Source organism: Pelodictyon luteolum, from assembly GCF_001622165.1.
GTDB classification, from domain to species: Bacteria; Bacteroidota; Chlorobiia; order Chlorobiales; family Chlorobiaceae; genus Chlorobium; species Chlorobium luteolum_B.
The window spans coordinates 23,079-40,028 of record NZ_LVWG01000021.1 but is presented as its reverse complement, the minus strand read 5'-3'; the positions used below and the strand labels follow the sequence as shown (position 1 = coordinate 40,028).

General features: G+C 59.1%; 14 protein-coding genes, 1 tRNA gene and 1 pseudogene. 11 read left to right on the top strand and 5 right to left on the bottom strand.

Features of this window, described 5'->3' with window-relative positions:
• Positions 1-7: 7 nt before the first annotated feature.
• The 3 genes from guaA to A3K90_RS03430 are packed head-to-tail and all read right to left on the bottom strand — an operon-like array spanning position 8 to position 4,739.
• Entirely contained in the window at positions 8-1,549 is a 1,542-nt protein-coding gene (gene guaA, locus A3K90_RS03440) for a glutamine-hydrolyzing GMP synthase (protein WP_303681188.1), read from the bottom strand.
• Positions 1,550-1,570: 21 nt separating this feature from the next.
• Positions 1,571-3,829 carry a penicillin-binding protein 1A gene (locus A3K90_RS03435; protein ID WP_303681187.1) on the bottom strand — a complete coding sequence of 753 codons (2,259 nt, stop codon included), beginning with the start codon at positions 3,827-3,829 and terminating at the stop codon, positions 1,571-1,573.
• A gap of 10 nt (positions 3,830-3,839) precedes the next feature.
• Entirely contained in the window at positions 3,840-4,739 is a 900-nt protein-coding gene (locus tag A3K90_RS03430; RefSeq protein ID WP_303681186.1) for an alpha/beta fold hydrolase, read from the bottom strand.
• Between the two features lie 84 nt (positions 4,740-4,823).
• On the opposite strand from A3K90_RS03430, the gene A3K90_RS03425 reads away from it, so the two are divergent.
• The 7 genes and pseudogenes from A3K90_RS03425 to A3K90_RS03395 all read left to right on the top strand — a co-directional run bounded on the left by A3K90_RS03425 (position 4,824) and on the right by A3K90_RS03395 (position 9,860).
• Complete coding sequence (locus tag A3K90_RS03425; RefSeq protein WP_303681185.1) at positions 4,824-5,486, top strand: DedA family protein; 663 nt, start codon at positions 4,824-4,826, stop codon at positions 5,484-5,486.
• Between the two features lie 360 nt (positions 5,487-5,846).
• A tRNA-Pro gene (locus tag A3K90_RS03420) sits at positions 5,847-5,920 on the top strand.
• Between the two features lie 57 nt (positions 5,921-5,977).
• Positions 5,978-6,328, top strand: a pseudogene (locus A3K90_RS03415) (putative DNA modification/repair radical SAM protein); the annotation flags it as partial.
• Positions 6,329-6,468: 140 nt separating this feature from the next.
• The gene (locus tag A3K90_RS03410) at positions 6,469-7,206 is read left to right on the top strand and encodes a TIGR03915 family putative DNA repair protein (RefSeq protein ID WP_303681184.1); all 738 of its coding nucleotides are present in this window, start codon (positions 6,469-6,471) and stop codon (positions 7,204-7,206) included.
• 162 nt (positions 7,207-7,368) lie between these two features.
• On the top strand, positions 7,369-8,820 hold the full coding sequence (gene glpK / locus A3K90_RS03405; protein WP_303681183.1) for a glycerol kinase GlpK: 1,452 nt from the start codon (positions 7,369-7,371) through the stop codon (positions 8,818-8,820).
• 54 nt (positions 8,821-8,874) lie between these two features.
• A complete protein-coding gene (locus tag A3K90_RS03400; protein WP_303681182.1) occupies positions 8,875-9,108 on the top strand; it encodes a cysteine-rich CWC family protein in 234 nt (77 codons plus the stop codon).
• A gap of 95 nt (positions 9,109-9,203) precedes the next feature.
• Positions 9,204-9,860 (top strand): SRPBCC family protein, encoded by a 657-nt coding sequence (locus tag A3K90_RS03395; RefSeq protein WP_303681181.1) that lies wholly within the window; start codon positions 9,204-9,206, stop codon positions 9,858-9,860.
• Here the strand turns inward: A3K90_RS03395 and A3K90_RS03390 are convergent.
• A complete protein-coding gene (locus tag A3K90_RS03390; protein ID WP_303681180.1) occupies positions 9,847-10,689 on the bottom strand; it encodes an MBL fold metallo-hydrolase in 843 nt (280 codons plus the stop codon). The two genes, A3K90_RS03395 and A3K90_RS03390, sit on opposite strands and share 14 nt — an antisense overlap.
• A gap of 87 nt (positions 10,690-10,776) precedes the next feature.
• Here A3K90_RS03390 and A3K90_RS03385 point away from each other — a divergent pair, with 87 nt between their 5' ends.
• Genes A3K90_RS03385 through A3K90_RS03375 form a run of 3 tightly spaced genes read left to right on the top strand, consistent with a single transcriptional unit; the run spans position 10,777 to position 13,515 of the window.
• Complete coding sequence (locus A3K90_RS03385) at positions 10,777-11,592, top strand: SDR family oxidoreductase (protein ID WP_303681179.1); 816 nt, start codon at positions 10,777-10,779, stop codon at positions 11,590-11,592.
• Positions 11,592-12,926, top strand: a complete 1,335-nt coding sequence (locus A3K90_RS03380; RefSeq protein WP_303681178.1) for a cobyrinate a,c-diamide synthase — start codon at positions 11,592-11,594, stop codon at positions 12,924-12,926. Before A3K90_RS03385 ends, A3K90_RS03380 begins: the two co-directional genes overlap by 1 nt.
• 46 nt (positions 12,927-12,972) lie before the next feature.
• Entirely contained in the window at positions 12,973-13,515 is a 543-nt protein-coding gene (locus A3K90_RS03375) for an AAA family ATPase (RefSeq protein ID WP_303681177.1), read from the top strand.
• Between the two features lie 58 nt (positions 13,516-13,573).
• On the opposite strand, the gene A3K90_RS03370 is transcribed toward A3K90_RS03375, so the two are convergent.
• Positions 13,574-14,041: a hypothetical protein gene (locus A3K90_RS03370; protein ID WP_303681176.1), complete on the bottom strand. Its 468-nt coding sequence runs from the start codon at positions 14,039-14,041 to the stop codon at positions 13,574-13,576.
• Positions 14,042-14,397: 356 nt separating this feature from the next.
• On the opposite strand from A3K90_RS03370, the gene A3K90_RS03365 reads away from it, so the two are divergent.
• Positions 14,398-16,941 (top strand): ATP-dependent Clp protease ATP-binding subunit, encoded by a 2,544-nt coding sequence (locus A3K90_RS03365; RefSeq protein WP_303681175.1) that lies wholly within the window; start codon positions 14,398-14,400, stop codon positions 16,939-16,941.
• The last annotated feature ends 9 nt before the right edge of the window (positions 16,942-16,950 follow it).

Sequence of the window (16,950 nt, the reverse complement as noted above, 5' to 3'; positions counted from 1 at the left end):
TACTGTATTATTCCCATTCGATTGTGGCCGGGGGTTTCGATGAGATGTCGTAGGCGACACGGTTGATGCCGCGGACCTCGTTGATGATCCGGTTCGATACTTTTGCGAGGAAGTCGTGCGGGAGGTGGGCCCAGTCGGCCGTCATGCCGTCGGTGGACTCCACGGCACGCAGCGCGAGCACGTTCTCGTAGGTGCGCTTGTCGCCCATCACGCCGACCGACTGGACCGGAAGCAGTACGGAGAACGCCTGCCATACCTGCTGGTAGAGGCCGCTGGACTTCAACTCGTCGATATAGATTTCGTCGGCTTCACGGAGGATGTCGAGTCGCTCCCTGCTGAGTGAGCCGAGCACCCTGACGGCGAGGCCCGGGCCCGGGAAGGGGTGGCGCATAAGGATGTCTTCCGGAATGCCGAGCTCGCGGCCGACGGCGCGAACCTCATCCTTGAAGAGTTCCCGGAGCGGTTCGATGAGTTTCAGTTTCATGCGCTTCGGCAGGCCGCCCACGTTGTGGTGCGACTTGATGGTCTCCGAAGGTCCTTTCACGCTCTGGCTTTCAATGACGTCGGGGTACAGGGTCCCCTGGACGAGGAACTTCTCCTCGTTGATATGCTCTTCAAAGACGCGGATGAAGGTGCGGCCGATGATCTTGCGTTTCTTTTCGGGAGAGGCCACCCCTTTAAGGCGTCCGAGGAACAGGTCCGCGGAGTCGGCAAGGGTGATGTTCAGGCCGAGGGGTTTAAGGAACTCCATCACCTTCCGGGCTTCGTTCTTGCGGAGCAGGCCATTGTCGACGAAGACGCAGTGCAGCTGTTTGCCGATGGCTTTGCTGACAAGGACAGCCGCCACAGTGGAATCAACTCCGCCGCTGATGCCGCAGATGACCGTCGCCTTGCCTGCGCGCATGCCGATATCCTCGATCTGGTGCTCAATGAAGCTTTTCGACGACCAGTCGGGCCGGATGCCGGCGATATCGATAAGGAAGTTCGAAAGGAGCTGCTTGCCGTAGAGGGTATGCTGTACCTCGGGGTGGAACTGCAGGCCGTAGACCTTGAGCGCGGCCTTCGGGCCGAAGCTCTCGATGGCGCACATTTCCGAGTTGCCGCTGCTTGCCGTGATCCGGAACCCTTCGGGCATGCGGGTCACCTTGTCGCCGTGGCTCATCCATACGTCTGAATCCGGAATGCCCTTGAACAGCATGCTTTCGTGTCCTTCCGTTCTGTCAACCAGTATTTTTGCACGGCCGAACTCCTGCTTAGAAGAGCTTTCAACCGAGCCCCCGAAATGGTTTGCGATGGCCTGCAGGCCGTAGCAGATGCCGAGAACGGGGAGGCCGAGCGAGAAAATCCCGGGATGGGGCAGGATGGCCGATTCGCCGTAGACGCTCGTGGGGCCACCGGAGAGGATGATCGCCTTGGGGTTATGTTCCCGTATGGCCTCAGGCGTTGTGCTGTATGGGAGGATTTCGGAATAGATGCCGAGTTCGCGGATGCGGCGGGCGATCAGCTGGGTGTATTGTGATCCAAAATCCAGTACCAGGACAGATTGCATGGGAGCGCGGTTGTGGTTGTGTTAGAGTGAAGGCTGTTCAGCGGGAATGGCCGCCGGATTCATAGAGGAGTCCGGTACGGCGTTCTGCGTACGATCGGGATGCTTCTGATAGTTCTCGAACCCTTTCGGAGTGAAGTACTCGATATAGACATCGCTGTCGAACAGGTCGGAGGGCCGGTTGGATGTCGACGATAGCGGCACGGCGATGACGTTCTCAGGAATGCGGAAATATCGGTTCTCAAGGCGGAGTGCGGGATCGGTGTAGCAGCGCTTCATGAAGCCCGCCCATATCGGAAGAGATGCGCGTGCGCCCTGGCCGTACTCCATGGAGGTGAACTTTATGCGTTCATCATCAAACCCGGTCCAGACCACTGCGACCAGTTGCGGGGTGAAGCCGGCGAACCATGCATCGCGGAGGCTCTGGGTTGTACCGGTCTTTCCGGCAGCTTCCATTTCAAGGCCGTAGCGGGCCCGGACTGCGATGCCGGTGCCTTTATTGATGACGTCCTTCAGCATCGAGACCATAACGAAGTTGGTGGTGGAGTCGATGGCGAAGCGGCTGTTGGGTACATATTCAGAGATGACATGGTGGTTCTTGTCCTCAACCTTCAGAATCGACACCGGCTGGTTCCATACACCGTTGTTGGCGAAGGTAGAGAATGCGCCTGCCAGTTCAAGCGGAGACACTTCTGCCGTGCCGAGCGCGATGGAGAGGTTCGAGGGAATGGGAGAAGAGATGCCCATCTTTCTGGCATAGCTGATGATGTCGGCGGTGCTGAGCTGTTCATAGGCGAGGCGCACCGTCACCTGGTTCAGTGAGCGGGCAATGGCCGAGCGCAGTGTGGTCCATCCACCCGAAGAACCGTCCGAGTTCCGGGGCGACCATATGCCGCCTCCGCTTTGCAGCGAGAGGGGCTTGTCGAGCACCTGGAAGTTGGCTGGGATGCCCTTGTCTATCGCTGCTGTGTAGACAAACGGCTTGAAGGTCGAGCCGGGCTGGCGGCGCGCCTGCCAGACATGGTCAAACTGGTACTTGTAGTCCTCGGAGGCGAACTGGTTGCCGCCGACCCAGGCTTTTACGTGACCGTTGGAGGGGTCTATCGCCACGAGTGCGACCTGAATGCGGGTCTTGTCGCGGAGCAGGCCGTTCAGCCAGACCCTGTCTCTCTTGAGTTTTGCCATGGCTGCGGCGTCGGTGAGGCCGTCCTCCTCGCGCATTTCCTTGTAGCGTGCGCTTTCGCGGATCAATTGGTTCTTCAGCGGTTCAGTCCAGCGCCAGGACAGGTCGAAAGTAGCCTGAAGCTTTGCAAGGTGCTCTCTGGCAGCCTCTTCGGCATACTTCTGCATGCGGCTGTCGAGGGTGGTCTGTATGGTCAGCCCGTCACGGTAAAGGTTCACATCACCGAGCATCGAAGCGGGTTTTACGGTCTGGCGGATGTACTCGGTGAAATACGGTGCTTCGCCGTGGTGGGTCGCCGGGGTGTACTTGAGTGCCAGCTTTGCCTGTTTTGCCCTCGAAGCCTGTGCCGCGGTTATGAACTTCTCCTTGGCCATGAGCGAGAGTATCAGGTTCCGTCTGCCGATGGAGCCTGCGGGATTTTTGGCCGGGTTGTAGGCGGTCGGGTTTTTCAGGGTTGCTATGAGGGTTGCGCTCTCCGGCAGCGTCAGCTGGCTCGCAGGCTTGCCGAAGTAGGTCCGTGCAGCGGCTTCGACCCCGTAGGCTCCCGATCCGAAGTAGACGGTGTTGAGGTAGAGGGCGAGAATCTCGTTTTTCGTGTAGGTTTTTTCAAGTTCGACGGCCGTGACGAACTCCTTCATTTTGCGTGTGACGGTCCGTTCCTGAGTCAGGAAGAGGTTCTTTGCCAGCTGCTGGGTGATGGTGCTTGCCCCGTGCCAGCGGGTTCGGCCCTTCAGGATGTTTTCGCCCATGGCGAGCACCAGGCGGCGCATGTCGACGCCCCAGTGGCGGTAGAACTCCACATCCTCGGTGGCGATCAGCGCATTGCGGACCGACATCGGAATCGTACGCAGGGGGACGAAGGTCCGGTTCTTCAGGAAGAACTTGTGGAGGAGCACACCGTCTTCTGAATAGACGAGGGATGCGAGGTCCGGGTTCGGGTTTTCGAGCTCTTCAAGGCTCGGCAGGCCAAGAATCGATGCGCCTGCCCGGGCTTCGGGCGGGTTCGAGGCGATGGCTGCTAGAGAAAGAGAAAGAATGACGAAGAGTCTTGCTAATGAGGTGTGCACGTTCAGGTTCAGTCTTGAAATTGTTGCATCCATTGCTTTGGCGTTATCCTATCGGGGCTGTCGCCTTTTTATGAAAAAGAGACGAGGAATCAAAATGTTTTTTTAGACCATCGGCAAATCCAGCCGTGTTTTCGAGCATCGGCAGGTGCCCGAGGTCCTGGAACTTGAGGAGTGCTGTCGGTGCCGAAGACTTTTTCTTTCGGGTATTGTAAAGCGTTATGGTCCCTTCGGGAGGGATGGTGTGGTCTTCCATGCCGACACAGCAGAGCACCGGAGAGGGGATTTCTATGACATGGCGCGTGTATGCCCGCAGTGCTTCGGGGTCGATCGAGAATTTCCCCACGGCGATTGTCGCGTCGCGGTCTGAGCTGGTGAAGTCCTCTATGATGATGTCGCTGTACTCTTTGCCGATGTCCTTTGCCGCTGCGCGCTTTATGAAGAGCGTCTTCATCGGGCCGGCCTGGAAGATGTTGCGGAAGTTCAGGGAGACATCGATAAGCCCACCGAGGAAAAAGAGCCCGAGCGAGGTGTAGGGGGTCTCTTCAAAGATGCCGCAGGCAATAATGGTTGCCGAGAGCAGTGCGTCCCGGTAACGGAGCGCGAGTTCAGTTGCCACCATGCCGCCCATCGAGTGGCCGACGATGTGGAGGTTCTTCGAACGGTCGAGACCGAGATGCTCGATGAGTGCCCCGGCTTCCTCGGCAAACCCCGCAATCGTGAACGACGGGCTGTGGCCTTTGATCACCGTCCGTCCAGTTCCGCTCTGGTCGTAGGTGATGCAGCGGTAGGAGGGGGAGAGCAGCTCCACCACCGGCTTCCAGTACCGGGCGGAGATGGCCCAGCCGTTGACGAAGAGTACTGCAGGGCGCCCTTGGGCCGAAGGATCCGATTCAGCGGTATCCTCATAATAGAGCCGGCATCGCTTCGTCGGGAAATAGCTCATGGGGTGCATCAGTTCTTTTGCGGGAAGAGAAAAGTTAATATAATAACTAATAATACTTTTTTTCAGCCACCCCCCCCTTTCCCGATGCACTATTCGCCGCTCGACCTCACAAGCGCCCTCGTCGATTTCATCATGCATATCGACACCCACCTCCAGGTGCTTGCCGCAGAGTACGGTCTTTGGCTCTACCTGATCCTCTTCCTCATCGTGTTCGCTGAAACGGGCCTTGTCGTCACGCCGTTCCTGCCGGGTGACTCGCTGATCTTCGCCGCCGGGTCGCTGGCATCTGTCGCCGGTTCCGCCCTTGATCCGCACCTGCTCTTTCTTGTCTTCTTCGCGGCCGCAGTGCTCGGCGACACCCTCAATTACTGGATAGGCCACAAGGTAGGCCCAAAGGTGTTCGATTACGAGCGCTCAATGGTTTTCAACCCCTCACACCTCATCAAGACCAGGCATTTTTTTGAGAAATACGGCGGCAAGACCATCATCATCGCCCGTTTTGTGCCGATTGTCCGCACCTTCGCTCCATTCGTCGCCGGCATCGGCGCCATGGCCTACGGCCGCTTCATCCTTTTCAATATCACGGGCGCTCTCCTCTGGGTCGGACTCTTCTGTTACAGCGGATACTTTTTCGGGCAGCTCTCGTTCGTGCAGGAGAACTTCAAGCTGCTGATCCTCGCCATCATAATCTTCTCCATCCTTCCTCCCGTTGTGGAATACCTGAAGCATCGTTTTCTGCGCCGCTGAAGCCCCGAAAGCCCCGCCCTCTCTGCTGTTCCACAAGTTGTCCACAATGTTGAAAGAATGTTGACAACTTGTGGAACAACTGTCCACCCTCTCAGGTCTGCAATGGAGTGTTGTGCCGACAGGTGATTCTGGTTATCGGTTAAGTTGTTTTATTTTATTGTAATACCGGTTTCTTCCGGGTTCCGCTGTATCGTTTTGCGTCACCAGGCTGGATCTGATTTTTTCTGACAGAAATGTGGACTGATGTTGACAACTTTTGCTTGGAGGCGAGCGGGTGCTCCGCTGGCTGGTGCTGAAGGGAAAAAATATTATAGTAATCCACAGATTTTTTTTATACTTTCTACCCGCATTGACATGTATCGGCGTATAGCGCAGCCTGGTAGCGCACTTCCTTGGGGTGGAAGGGGTCGTGGGTTCAAATCCCGCTACGCCGACAGAAAATACCCGCACAAGCCGCCTTTAAGGGCGGCTTGTTTTTTTATATTCAGGGTATGGACACCCTCTCCAAACTGCGTATTCTTTCGGGCGCGGCGCGTTATGATGCAATGTGCGCTTCCAGCGGAAGCCGGCGGAATGGCGCGTCCTCCGGCACCGCCAACGCCAACGCTTCTTCGGGTGGTATCTGCCACGGCTGGTCCGACGATGGACGCTGCATATCCCTGTTGAAGATCCTTCTTTCCAACGACTGCTCCTATGACTGCGCATACTGCGTCAAGTGCAGGAGCAGCCAGGTGGAGCGCGTCTCGTTCATCCCGGTGGAGGTCGTCTCCCTTACGCTCGATTTCTATCGCCGCAACTACATTGAGGGGCTGTTCCTCAGTTCCGCCGTGCTCGGAAGTCCTTACTCGGCATTCATCTCCGTCAACGATGACAGCCGTCTTCCTGCGCAGCCAACTCCTCCGCTGCTTCGCGAGCATCGGCTCCTTTCACCGCCGTCGGAGCCACGCCAGCTTGTGCTTCCCGGCCTTTCCCCTATGCCTGCATGAACAGCTATCTTTACGACGGAACCGCCGAAGGCCTGCTTTCGGCCATCTCCTTCATTCTCGATACCGATGCCCACCCGGAGGAGGCTGTGCTCGCTGTACGGGAGGACACCCTGTTCGAGGAGGGGGCGATGGTGCCGACTGATGCCGAAAGGGCCTCGGAATTCTTCCTGCGGCTCCGCCACGATGCACCCGAAGCGGCCCGAACGCTCTTCACGTTCCTGCTCGCTGAAAAAAAGGGGATGGAGGGGAGCCTCGTTTGCTACCTCATGCTGTCGCTCCAAAGCGGAGCGGACGTCAACGCTTTTCTCACCGACCCTTCAGTGAAGGACATTGTCGCAACTGCAAAAAAAACATCTCGTGAGCTGCACCGCATGAAAGGACTCCTGCGCTTTGAAAAGCTCCGTGACGGAGCCTACCTCGCCAGAATGGAGCCCGAGAGCAACATCCTCCAGCCGCTTGCCTACTATTTCAGCAGGAGGCTCAAGGCGGAGGATTGGTTTATTTATGATGCTGGCCGTCGTACCGCCGCCCGCTGGCACCAGCGGGAGCTCCGTTTCGGCGCCATCGAAGAGTTTACGAACCCGCCCCACAGCGAGGACGAAATGAAGGTGCAGGCGCTCTGGAAGGTCTTTTTCAGCTCAATAGCCATCGCTGACAGAAAGGACTCCCGGCTCCAGAAGTCGAACATGCCGATGAAGTACTGGAAGTATCTGGTTGAAAAGCCGGGGGAGTGAGGGTGCTTGTGCCACTTTTATTCATTGTCGTGCATTAAAATGTCCCACTTTTATGCATAGATATGCATTAAAATGGTTGATTCGCTAAGGGCTTGATGACCCGTCGGTCATGTCGCATATGTTGCATCAGCAGGATTCATCCACTTCATTCGTTGCACATCCATGGCCATTCTCTCCATCGACCAGGGAACCACCGGAACCACCTGCATCGTCTACGATGCCGAAGGAGCTTCAGTTTCGAGAAGCTACCGTGAACTTACCCAGCACTACCCCCGGGAGGGGTGGGTGGAGCATGACCCGATGGAGATATGGCGGAGCGTTCTGGAGTGTGTAGGGGAGGTTCGCCGCGAGTATCCGGGCCCCATTGCGGCCCTTGGCATCACCAACCAGCGGGAGACCACCATCGTATGGGACCGGGTGAGTGGCCGGCCGGTCCACAACGCCATCGTATGGCAGTGCCGTCGCACCGCCGACATCTGCCGCCGCTACCAGACCGAGCAGGAGCGGATCACTCTTGCGACCGGTCTTCCGCTCGATGCCTATTTCAGTGCCACCAAGATCCGCTGGATACTCGAGGCCCATCCCGAGCTCGATCTCGGCACCCTCCTTTTCGGTACCGTTGACAGCTGGCTCGTCTGGAATTTGACGGGAGGCCGCACCCATGCCACCGATTTCACCAACGCATCGCGGACCATGCTCTTCGATATCCGCTCAAAGCAGTGGGACCCCGGCCTTCTGGAGCTGTTCGGGGTGCCGGCCTCCATGCTGCCGGAGGTACGCGGTTCCATGGACGGGTTCGGTAGGGTTTCGGATGTTCCGGGGCTCCGGGGCGTGCCGATTGCCGCTGTCGTGGGAGACCAGCAGGCGGCCCTGTTCGGGCAGTGCTGCTTTGAGGCTGGAAGCGTCAAGAACACTTACGGCACCGGCTGTTTCATGGTGATGAACACCGGCGGCGAACTGGTCCGCTCTAAAAGCGGTCTGCTCTCCACCCTTGCCATACAGCCTGACGGCCGGCCCTGCTATGCCCTTGAGGGCTCCGTGTTCATCGGTGGAGCTGTGGTGCAGTGGCTGCGCGACGCTCTCGGCATCATTGGAAGTGCTGCCGAAACCGAAGCCATTGCCGTGGAGGCGGGCTCGAACGGCGGGGTATATATGGTGCCTGCCTTCACCGGACTCGGCGCTCCGCACTGGCAGATGGACGCACGTGGAACGATTGTCGGCCTCACGAGGGGGAGCGGCCGCCCCCAGATTGTGCGTGCTGCACTGGAGTCCATTGCCTACCAGTCCGCCGACGTGTTTGAGGCCATGCGGGCCGATACGGGCATGGCTGCAGGCTCGCTCACCGTGGACGGCGGAGCGGTATCGAACAGCTTTCTTATGCAGTTCCAGGCCGATATCCTCGGCATCCGGCTGAAGCGTCCGAAAAACATTGAGTCGACCGCCCTCGGAGCCGCTTCGCTTGCCGGCCTGCAGTGCGGATTCTGGCAGCGGGCCGATGAGCTTCCGGCACTCCAGATGGAAGGGGACCTGTTTCTTCCAGCGATGGAGGACGGGCTTCGCCGCTCTCTCTTCGATGGATGGCGTAAGGCCCTTTGCCAGACGCTTGCTTGCTGAGGGAGCTATCGGAGAGACAATCTTAACCGACAACCAAGACAACATTCAGGCCTGATGACACACAGCGATGCATCCCATGCCGGCACACCCTTACAGCGCACCTGCCCGAATTGCGGCGCTGTCTTCACCTGCTGGAACTCACCTTCCTGCTGGTGCGCAGGGCGCACCCTCCCGGAGTCCGTAAAAAGCTGGCTTGCCGACCGCTACGCTACCTGCGTCTGCCCCGCCTGTCTCGATCGCCTCATTGCCGAAGATGCTGCAGGTATGCAGAATGAGCAGGATGGATAGGGGATCTCTCTCAAGCGGGTATGCGGCCCCCCATAACACCCATCATAAAACCCGTCATAAAACCCATCATACAACTCATCATAACACCCTTCAAGATGCTGACATGCCGGATCCAGAGGAGTGCTGCGAGAATAATGGCCCCGGGCGCCGCGTTTCTCGTGTGGTTCATGCTGATCTTGCCGACGACGGCCCCGGCGCTTCCCTCCGTGCCTGCGCTCTCGGCTGGAGAGCTCGAGGAACTGCAGCGGGGGGAGGCCGTGGTCACAGCCGAGTCGATGGGAGATGGCCTCACCGGCGTCACCGGCCGGATCCGGGTGCAGGCCGCCGCCGATCAGGTATGGGACGTCATTACCGATTATGATCACCACTGGCAGTTTCTGCCGAACGTGAAAGAGAGCGGCCTGTTGTCCGACAACGGCCGCGAGCAGGAGATGTTCCAGACCGGCCGCACCGGGGTGCTGCTGTTCCGGAAGACCGTGCATATACAGCTGCGCCTGAAGGGCGAGCGGCCGCACCGGCTCGTGTTCCGTCAGACGAGAGGTGACTTCAAGGTCTATAACGGGGAGTGGCGGATCAGCGATGATCCTCTTGGCCGGGGGGTGCTTTTGACCTTCGTTGCGGAAATCAAGCCGGATTTTTTCGCCCCTGCGATGTTTGTCAGGAAGGTTCAGAAAAAAGACCTTCCCGGACTTTTGAAAGCCATGAAAAAGCGGGCCGAGCATCTGCAGCCGCCTGCATTCAAGGCAGAGTAAGGCGCATGCCGGCAAGGCTTCCTTCAACCGGGCATGCCAGCAGCTCCCTGAACTGTTCCGTTGCCGCCTCACCCGTGCAGTGGCTTGTGACCACACGCCGGACGCCGAGGCGCTTGAGCTCCCCGGCCGTTCGCAGGATCCGTTCCTGAGAGGCCGAAGAGAGGTGCAGTCCGCCCATCACGGCCGCTATCCGATGCTCTCCTGTGGTACGGGTGATGAACTCCAGGGTGTTTATGATGCCCGAGTGGCAGCATCCTGCCATTACCACAAGCCCTTCCGGGGTTTCAATCCAGAGCGACATGTCGTCTTCAATCGGGTCCGGAATCTTGCCTTCCGTGTCGAGGAAGAACGGTCCGCCCGGGTCCTCGAACTCCCTCAGCCTCGGCACCGGTCCCGTCACCCACACTCCCGGAGCGAGCTCCGTAGGGCCAATAGCGTAGCATACCTGTTCTTCCCTGAGCGCCTTGATGGCGTTTCGTGAGGATTCGGGCATTGAGGTCGGTTTTGCCGTGCCTCCGCGGATGCTCCACCGGTCGGTGAACGCCCCCCTGTGGAGGCACACCCTTGCATGCGGTGCTGCCTCGAGTGCTTCACGGACACTGCCGGTATGGTCGTAATGGCCGTGGCTGAGCACCAGGGTGTCCATGGTCCTGAGATCTATGCCGAGCTGCAGGACGTTCGGCCGGAATGCGGGGCCGAGGCCCAGGTCAAACAGCATCCTCATCCCCGATGTTTCAATCCATAGCGAAAAGCCGTGTTCTGCGGCGAAGCCCGGAAGGGCGTTGTTGTCGACGATGACCGTGACGGTGATGTTTCCCTTCACTGGCATTGGGGTGAATGGTTTAGCGAATGGTTTATAAATGCTTAAAGCTATGTATATTTGCCCACATTCCGAATTAACCATCAACATACACCAATGCAGAACGAATCCATAAGCATCCTCGGCTGCGGCTGGCTGGGCCTTCCGCTCGCAGCGGAACTGTCTTCGCGGGGCTTCCCGGTCAAAGGATCCACGACCTCCGAAGATCACATCCCTCTGCTTCAGGAGGCGGGCATCGAACCCTATATCCTCAGCCTCGATCCGGAGCTTGAGGGCGACGAGGCCGCGGACTTCCTGCAGAGCGACACCCTCATCATCAACTTCCCGCCGGAGCGCAGAGATGATATTGAAGAGTACCATGTGCTGCAGTTTTCCTCGCTGATTGACGCCATCCGTCTCTCTCCGCTCCGTCATGTCCTTATGGTAAGCTCCACATCGGTCTATCCTGCACTCAACCGTGAGGTTGTGGAGGAAGATGCCCTTGAGCCGGATTCCCCGTCGGGCCGCGCACTCCTTACGGTAGAGGAGATGCTCATGCAGGAGAGAGGGTTCCAGACGACGGTGCTGCGATTTGCAGGCCTCGTCGGATACGACCGTACGCCCTCTAACTACCTCGGGCGCATGAAGGAGATTACGGCACCCGCTCAGCCGATGAACCTCATCCACCGCGATGACTGCATCGCCATCATGATGGAGATCATCCGGCTCGGCCAGTGGGGGGAGGTGTTCAACGCCTGCAGCCCCGTGCACCCGAAGCGCATCGACTACTACACGAAAGCTGCCGAAAAGGCCGGTGTACCCCTGCCCCCGGCAGCCGGAGGAGACGCTCCCTTCAAGATTGTCAGCAGCCGCAAGCTGGAGAATGCGATCGGCTACACCTTCCTCTACCCTGATCCGATGGCCGACCTCTGATGATTGCCCCCTTCAGCGCGTTCCTCATTGCCGCCCCCTCCAGCGGTTCGGGTAAAACGACCCTGACGCTTGCCCTCCTCCGCCTTCTTTCAAGACGGGGGCTCGGGGTGCAGCCCTTCAAGTGCGGCCCCGACTACCTCGACACCCGCCTGCACGGCATGGCTGCTTCAGTTGAGGGGCGTGAGCGCCTGGGCATCAACCTCGATACCTTCATGGCTCCTCCGGCTCACGCCCGGGAGCTGTTCGGCCGCTGGTCAGCAAACGCCGGTGTGGCGGTGGTGGAAGGGGTGATGGGGCTGTTTGACGGGGCGGAAAAGGACCGTGGCAGCAGCGCGGAAATCGCAAAACTGCTCGGCCTTCCGGTGGTGATGGTTGTCGACGCCCGGAGCATGGCTTATTCAGCCGCACCGCTGCTTCACGGGTTCCGCACCTTTGACGCGCGTCTGAATCTCTCGGGCGTCATCTTCAACCGGGTCAACACCCCGTCGCACTACAGCTATCTGGAAGCCGCAGCCCGTGACGCCGGTGTCGAACCGCTCGGCTATGTGCCGAAAAATGAAGCTATCGCCATCAGCGAACGCCATCTCGGCCTGAACACCTCCGTGTCGTACGACCGGGAAGGCGTGATTGAACGCATGGCCGACCATGTTGCCGAAACCCTCGACATCGAGCGCCTGCTGGCTCTCTCGGCGGTGCCGCGTCCAGAGGCGCCTGCCGCCCTTCCTCGAGGGACCGGCAGGAACCGGGTCATTGCCGTAGCGCGCGATGAGGCATTCAGCTTTCTCTACCACGAAAACCTCGAGGTGCTCCGGCGCTACGGCCGCATCGAGTGGTTCAGCCCGCTTGAGGACAGCCGCCTGCCGGAAGCAGACCTTGTCTGCCTTGCAGGAGGCTATCCTGAACTCTATGCGGAGCAGCTCGCACGCAATACGGCGATGCGCGGGGCCGTTGCCGCATACTGCCGTTCGGGCGGGCGCACCTGGGCGGAATGCGGCGGGATGATGTACCTCGCAGAAGCCATCACCCTTTCCGACGGAAGCCGGCACCCCATGTGCGGTGTGCTTGACCTCGAGACCACGATGCAGCAGGCCTCCCTCACCCTTGGCTACCGCTCACTCAAGCTTCAAGGCTATACGGGGGAGCTGCGCGGCCACGAGTTCCACTACTCGAAGCTGCTCCGTTCAGGCCCGCTTGAGAGCATCGCCAATGTCACTACGGCAAGCGGCAAGGTTTCCGGGACCCCCGTCTACCGCGAAGGGAACACCTTCGCCTCCTATATCCATTTGTACTGGGGGGCGGAGCCCGGGTTTCCCCTGTGGCTTCTTGAGCCATGAGGGGAGAAGATAACGCAGCAGTGAAGGTAACTGTGAGGGCAGCGGTATGAAAGGAGGGCGCTTCATCATCACCGGTGGTCCCGGCAGCGGGAAAAGCACCCTCATCGAGGAGCTTCGTAAGCGTGGGCTCGCCTGTTACCGGGAGGTGTCGCGGGACATCATCCGCCGCGAAGCCCGCCGTCCGGGCGGCGTATTGCCATGGACTGATCTTGAAGCGTTTTCCCGCCTCGCCCTGCGCGCCATCCTTCGCCAGCACGCCCATGCGCTGAGGCGCCAGGAGGCCTGTTTTTTTGATCGGGGCCTGCCGGACGTGTTCGGCTACCTCCGCCATGCCGGGCTTCCTGTTCCTGACGACTACCTTGATGCACACAGGGGATGCCGTTACAGCAAGATGGTGTTCATCCTTCCTCCCTGGCCGGAAATCTATGTCAACGACCGGGAGCGCCCGCAGTCAGAGGCTGAATCCGCCGCTCTCAGCCGTTCGCTTCACGATACATACAGCTGGCTCGGCTACCGCATCCACGAAGTGCCCCGGGCCGGGGTCGAAGAGCGAGCCGACTGGCTGCTGGAGGAGGCAGGCATCGGCTGAGGCCTTCCTCGTGGCCTGCGTCCGATGAGAATCCGCCCACATTCCTTTCCAGTGTTTCCTACAGGATGAACTCGAGGTCTTTGCCTTCCCGCTCCACCCGCCGCACGAACCCTTCCATCCGGTCGAGGAACAGGAGAAAGCGTTTCGGGTAGATGTCGCGCAGGTACGCCGCCGGTGGCTCCTCCTGCCACCCGAGCAGGATGGTTTCCGGGTTTTCGGGATCGATTCTCTCACGCACCTCCAGGATGATCTTCAGCATTGCCGGCAGGCTGCTGCAGTGCAGGAACACCTCGTCCCAGCTGTCGAACCCGTTGCCGCTTTCTGAAATGAACGGCAGTTCCCGAAGCGCCTCCGGCAGGCCGTAGTGGAACATGGCCGCGTAGTCGTGGAAGTCTATCGGGATCGACTCGTACACCCGGTACGAGCTGTCTTCGAGCTGCACGCTGTTCAGGGCACCGCTTCGGCAGATCGAGAGCGAGCGGTGCAGTGCGTTACCATCGTCGATGAGGATGTAGGTTATGTCCATGGGCTCGGTGGCGGTCGGTATGGGGCAAAGAGAACCTTTTGAGGGTTTCCCGGGTTCTGTTGTCAATATAAGGCGCGTTGCGGCATCTTTACTCCGGTATGCTCATCGGGGGACATTTCATCGGGAATATGCATACTTCAGTGCCGGTGGTGAGAGAATTTCCTGTGGCCGTCGTCAAAGGAAGATAGGGCGCTGGAAGGGCGCCTGCAACCCTTGGAAGATGTCTGGACGGGGAGTGAAGGGAAGGAACGGCTCTTTCGTGATTGTTTTTGAACCGCTGTCTTCATATAATATTGCAGTATGCGGACCCTGTCGCCAGAGGGCGCACCGCCAACACTTTTACCAGCACATACCACATGGAAGGAAATTTCTCGAACAGAGTCCAGGATGTCATCCGCCTCAGCCGTGAGGAGGCCCTCCGGCTCGGTCACGACTATATCGGCACCGAACACCTCCTGCTCGGCCTCATCCGCGAGGGTGAGGGGATCGGCGCCCGGATACTCAAGAGCCTCAAGATAGACCTCTTCAAGCTGAAGCAGAAGATAGAGGACAGTACGCATCCGAAAGTGCCTGCCACACAGATGGGTAATGTCCCCCTTACGAAGCAGGCTGAAAAGGTGCTAAAAATCACCTACCTCGAAGCCAAAATCTGCAAGTCCAGCGTGATTGGCACCGAGCATCTGCTGCTTTCGATTCTCAAAGGCGAGGACAACATCGCCTCACAGATCCTTGAACAGTTCGGGGTCACCTATGATATGGTGCGCGACGAACTGCAGACCATCAGCGACAGCGCCGGCGAGCCCGACGAACCTCCGATGGAGGAGTCGTTTTCATCGGGAGGCAGCGAGCGTCCTGTAAGCAAGGGGGCGGAACGCAAGAGCGAGCGCACCAAGACACCCGTGCTCGACAACTTCGGCCGCGACATCACCCGTCTTGCCATCGAGGACCGGCTTGACCCCATCATCGGGCGAGAGAAGGAGATCGAGCGGGTTGCCCAGGTGCTCAGCCGCCGCAAGAAAAACAACCCGGTGCTCATCGGCGAGCCCGGCGTCGGCAAGACCGCCATTGCTGAAGGTCTCGCCTTGAAAATCGTGCAGCGCAAGGTGTCCCGGGTGCTCTACGACAAGCGCGTCGTGGCGCTCGACCTTGCCGCTCTGGTGGCCGGCACGAAGTACCGCGGGCAGTTCGAGGAGCGCATGAAGGCGCTCATGAACGAGCTGGAGAAGTCACGCGACGTCATTCTCTTTATCGACGAGCTGCACACCATCGTCGGAGCCGGCGGCGCTTCGGGTTCGCTCGACGCAAGCAACATTTTCAAGCCCGCGCTCGCACGCGGAGAACTCCAGTGCATCGGCGCTACCACGCTTGACGAGTACCGCCAGTACATCGAAAAAGACGGTGCGCTCGACCGCCGGTTCCAGAAGATCATGGTTGAACCGGCCTCTGTTGATGAAACCATACAGATCCTCGGCAACATCAAGTCGAAGTACGAATCGCATCACCACGTCCGCTACTCGGACGAGGCAATCGAAAAAGCCGTCAAGCTCTCTGACCGCTACATACCCGACCGCTTCCTGCCGGACAAGGCGATAGACGTCATGGACGAGGCCGGAGCCCGCGTACACCTGAGCAATATCCATGTGCCACAGGAGATCCTCGAGCTCGAGAAATCGGTCGAAGAGGTGAAAGCCGAGAAGAACCAGGTCGTGAAGATGCAGAACTTCGAGGAGGCCGCCAGGCTCCGCGACAGGGAGAAGAGCCTCATCGAAGCGCTCGATCATGCCAAGCAGGAGTGGGAGGACCAGGCTTCCGAGACCGTCTACGACGTATCCCTTGAGGACATCACCTCGGTGGTGGCCATGATGACCGGCATACCGGTCGACCGGGTCGCCCAGTCTGAATCGAGGAAACTGCTTGCGATGGAGGCCGACCTCATGAAGGAGGTCATCGGGCAGGATGAAGCCATCAAGAAAATCACCAAGGCCATCCAGCGCACCCGCGCCGGCCTCAAGGACCCGTCCCGTCCGATCGGCTCGTTCATTTTCCTCGGACCAACAGGCGTCGGCAAGACGGAGCTTGCAAAAGCGCTTACCCGTTACATCTTCGATACTGAAGACGCCCTTATCCGCGCCGACATGAGCGAGTATATGGAGAAGTTCTCCGTCAGCCGCCTCGTCGGGGCGCCTCCCGGTTACGTGGGGTACGAGGAGGGAGGGCAGCTCACCGAGAAGGTGCGCCGCAAACCCTATTCCGTGGTGCTGATCGATGAAATCGAAAAAGCGCATCCGGATGTGTTCAACATCCTGCTCCAGGTGCTTGATGAGGGTGTGCTCACCGACGGCCTCGGCCGCAAGGTGGACTTCCGCAATACCATCATCATCATGACCTCGAACATCGGGGCCAAGGACATCAAGAGCATCGGCGCCGGCATGGGGTTCAGTGCTCCGGATGACGCCGTCGGCAGCAGCTACAAGGCGATGAAGTCCACGATCGAGGATGCCCTGAAACGGGTCTTCAACCCCGAGTTCCTGAACCGCATCGATGATATCGTGGTCTTCCACCAGCTTGAGAAGGAGCATATCTTCAAGATCATCGACATTACCGCAGGCAAGCTGTTCCGGCGCCTCCGGGAGATGGGCATCGAGGTCGAGATCGACGAAAAGGCCAAGGCGTTCCTTGTCGACAAGGGATACGACCAGAAATACGGGGCCCGGCCGCTGAAGCGTGCGCTCCAGAAGTATGTCGAAGACCCGCTGGCTGAGGAGATGCTCAAGGGCCGTTTCAGTGAAGGCAGCACCATCCACATCAGCTTCGACGAAAAGGAGAACGAGCTCCGCTTTCTCGACGGTGGCGCGGAACCCGCCAAAAAAGGCAGACGCGAAGAGAAGCTCGACAAGTAATCCGTTTTT

What these genes read in the sequence shown, in the direction of transcription:
- A3K90_RS03385 (WP_303681179.1), top strand. Translation starts at nt 10,777, where the DNA reads ATGCAGAACGAATCCATAAGCATCCTCGGCTGCGGCTGGCTGGGCCTT.
- A3K90_RS03400 (WP_303681182.1), top strand. Translation starts at nt 8,875, where the DNA reads ATGACACACAGCGATGCATCCCATGCCGGCACACCCTTACAGCGCACC.
- A3K90_RS03365 (WP_303681175.1), top strand. Translation starts at nt 14,398, where the DNA reads ATGGAAGGAAATTTCTCGAACAGAGTCCAGGATGTCATCCGCCTCAGC.
- guaA (WP_303681188.1), bottom strand. Translation starts at nt 1,549, where the DNA reads ATGCAATCTGTCCTGGTACTGGATTTTGGATCACAATACACCCAGCTG.
- A3K90_RS03380 (WP_303681178.1), top strand. Translation starts at nt 11,592, where the DNA reads ATGATTGCCCCCTTCAGCGCGTTCCTCATTGCCGCCCCCTCCAGCGGT.
- A3K90_RS03375 (WP_303681177.1), top strand. Translation starts at nt 12,973, where the DNA reads ATGAAAGGAGGGCGCTTCATCATCACCGGTGGTCCCGGCAGCGGGAAA.
- A3K90_RS03410 (WP_303681184.1), top strand. Translation starts at nt 6,469, where the DNA reads ATGAACAGCTATCTTTACGACGGAACCGCCGAAGGCCTGCTTTCGGCC.
- A3K90_RS03435 (WP_303681187.1), bottom strand. Translation starts at nt 3,829, where the DNA reads ATGGATGCAACAATTTCAAGACTGAACCTGAACGTGCACACCTCATTA.
- A3K90_RS03395 (WP_303681181.1), top strand. Translation starts at nt 9,204, where the DNA reads ATGCTGACATGCCGGATCCAGAGGAGTGCTGCGAGAATAATGGCCCCG.
- A3K90_RS03390 (WP_303681180.1), bottom strand. Translation starts at nt 10,689, where the DNA reads ATGCCAGTGAAGGGAAACATCACCGTCACGGTCATCGTCGACAACAAC.
- A3K90_RS03430 (WP_303681186.1), bottom strand. Translation starts at nt 4,739, where the DNA reads ATGAGCTATTTCCCGACGAAGCGATGCCGGCTCTATTATGAGGATACC.
- A3K90_RS03370 (WP_303681176.1), bottom strand. Translation starts at nt 14,041, where the DNA reads ATGGACATAACCTACATCCTCATCGACGATGGTAACGCACTGCACCGC.
- A3K90_RS03425 (WP_303681185.1), top strand. Translation starts at nt 4,824, where the DNA reads ATGCACTATTCGCCGCTCGACCTCACAAGCGCCCTCGTCGATTTCATC.
- glpK (WP_303681183.1), top strand. Translation starts at nt 7,369, where the DNA reads ATGGCCATTCTCTCCATCGACCAGGGAACCACCGGAACCACCTGCATC.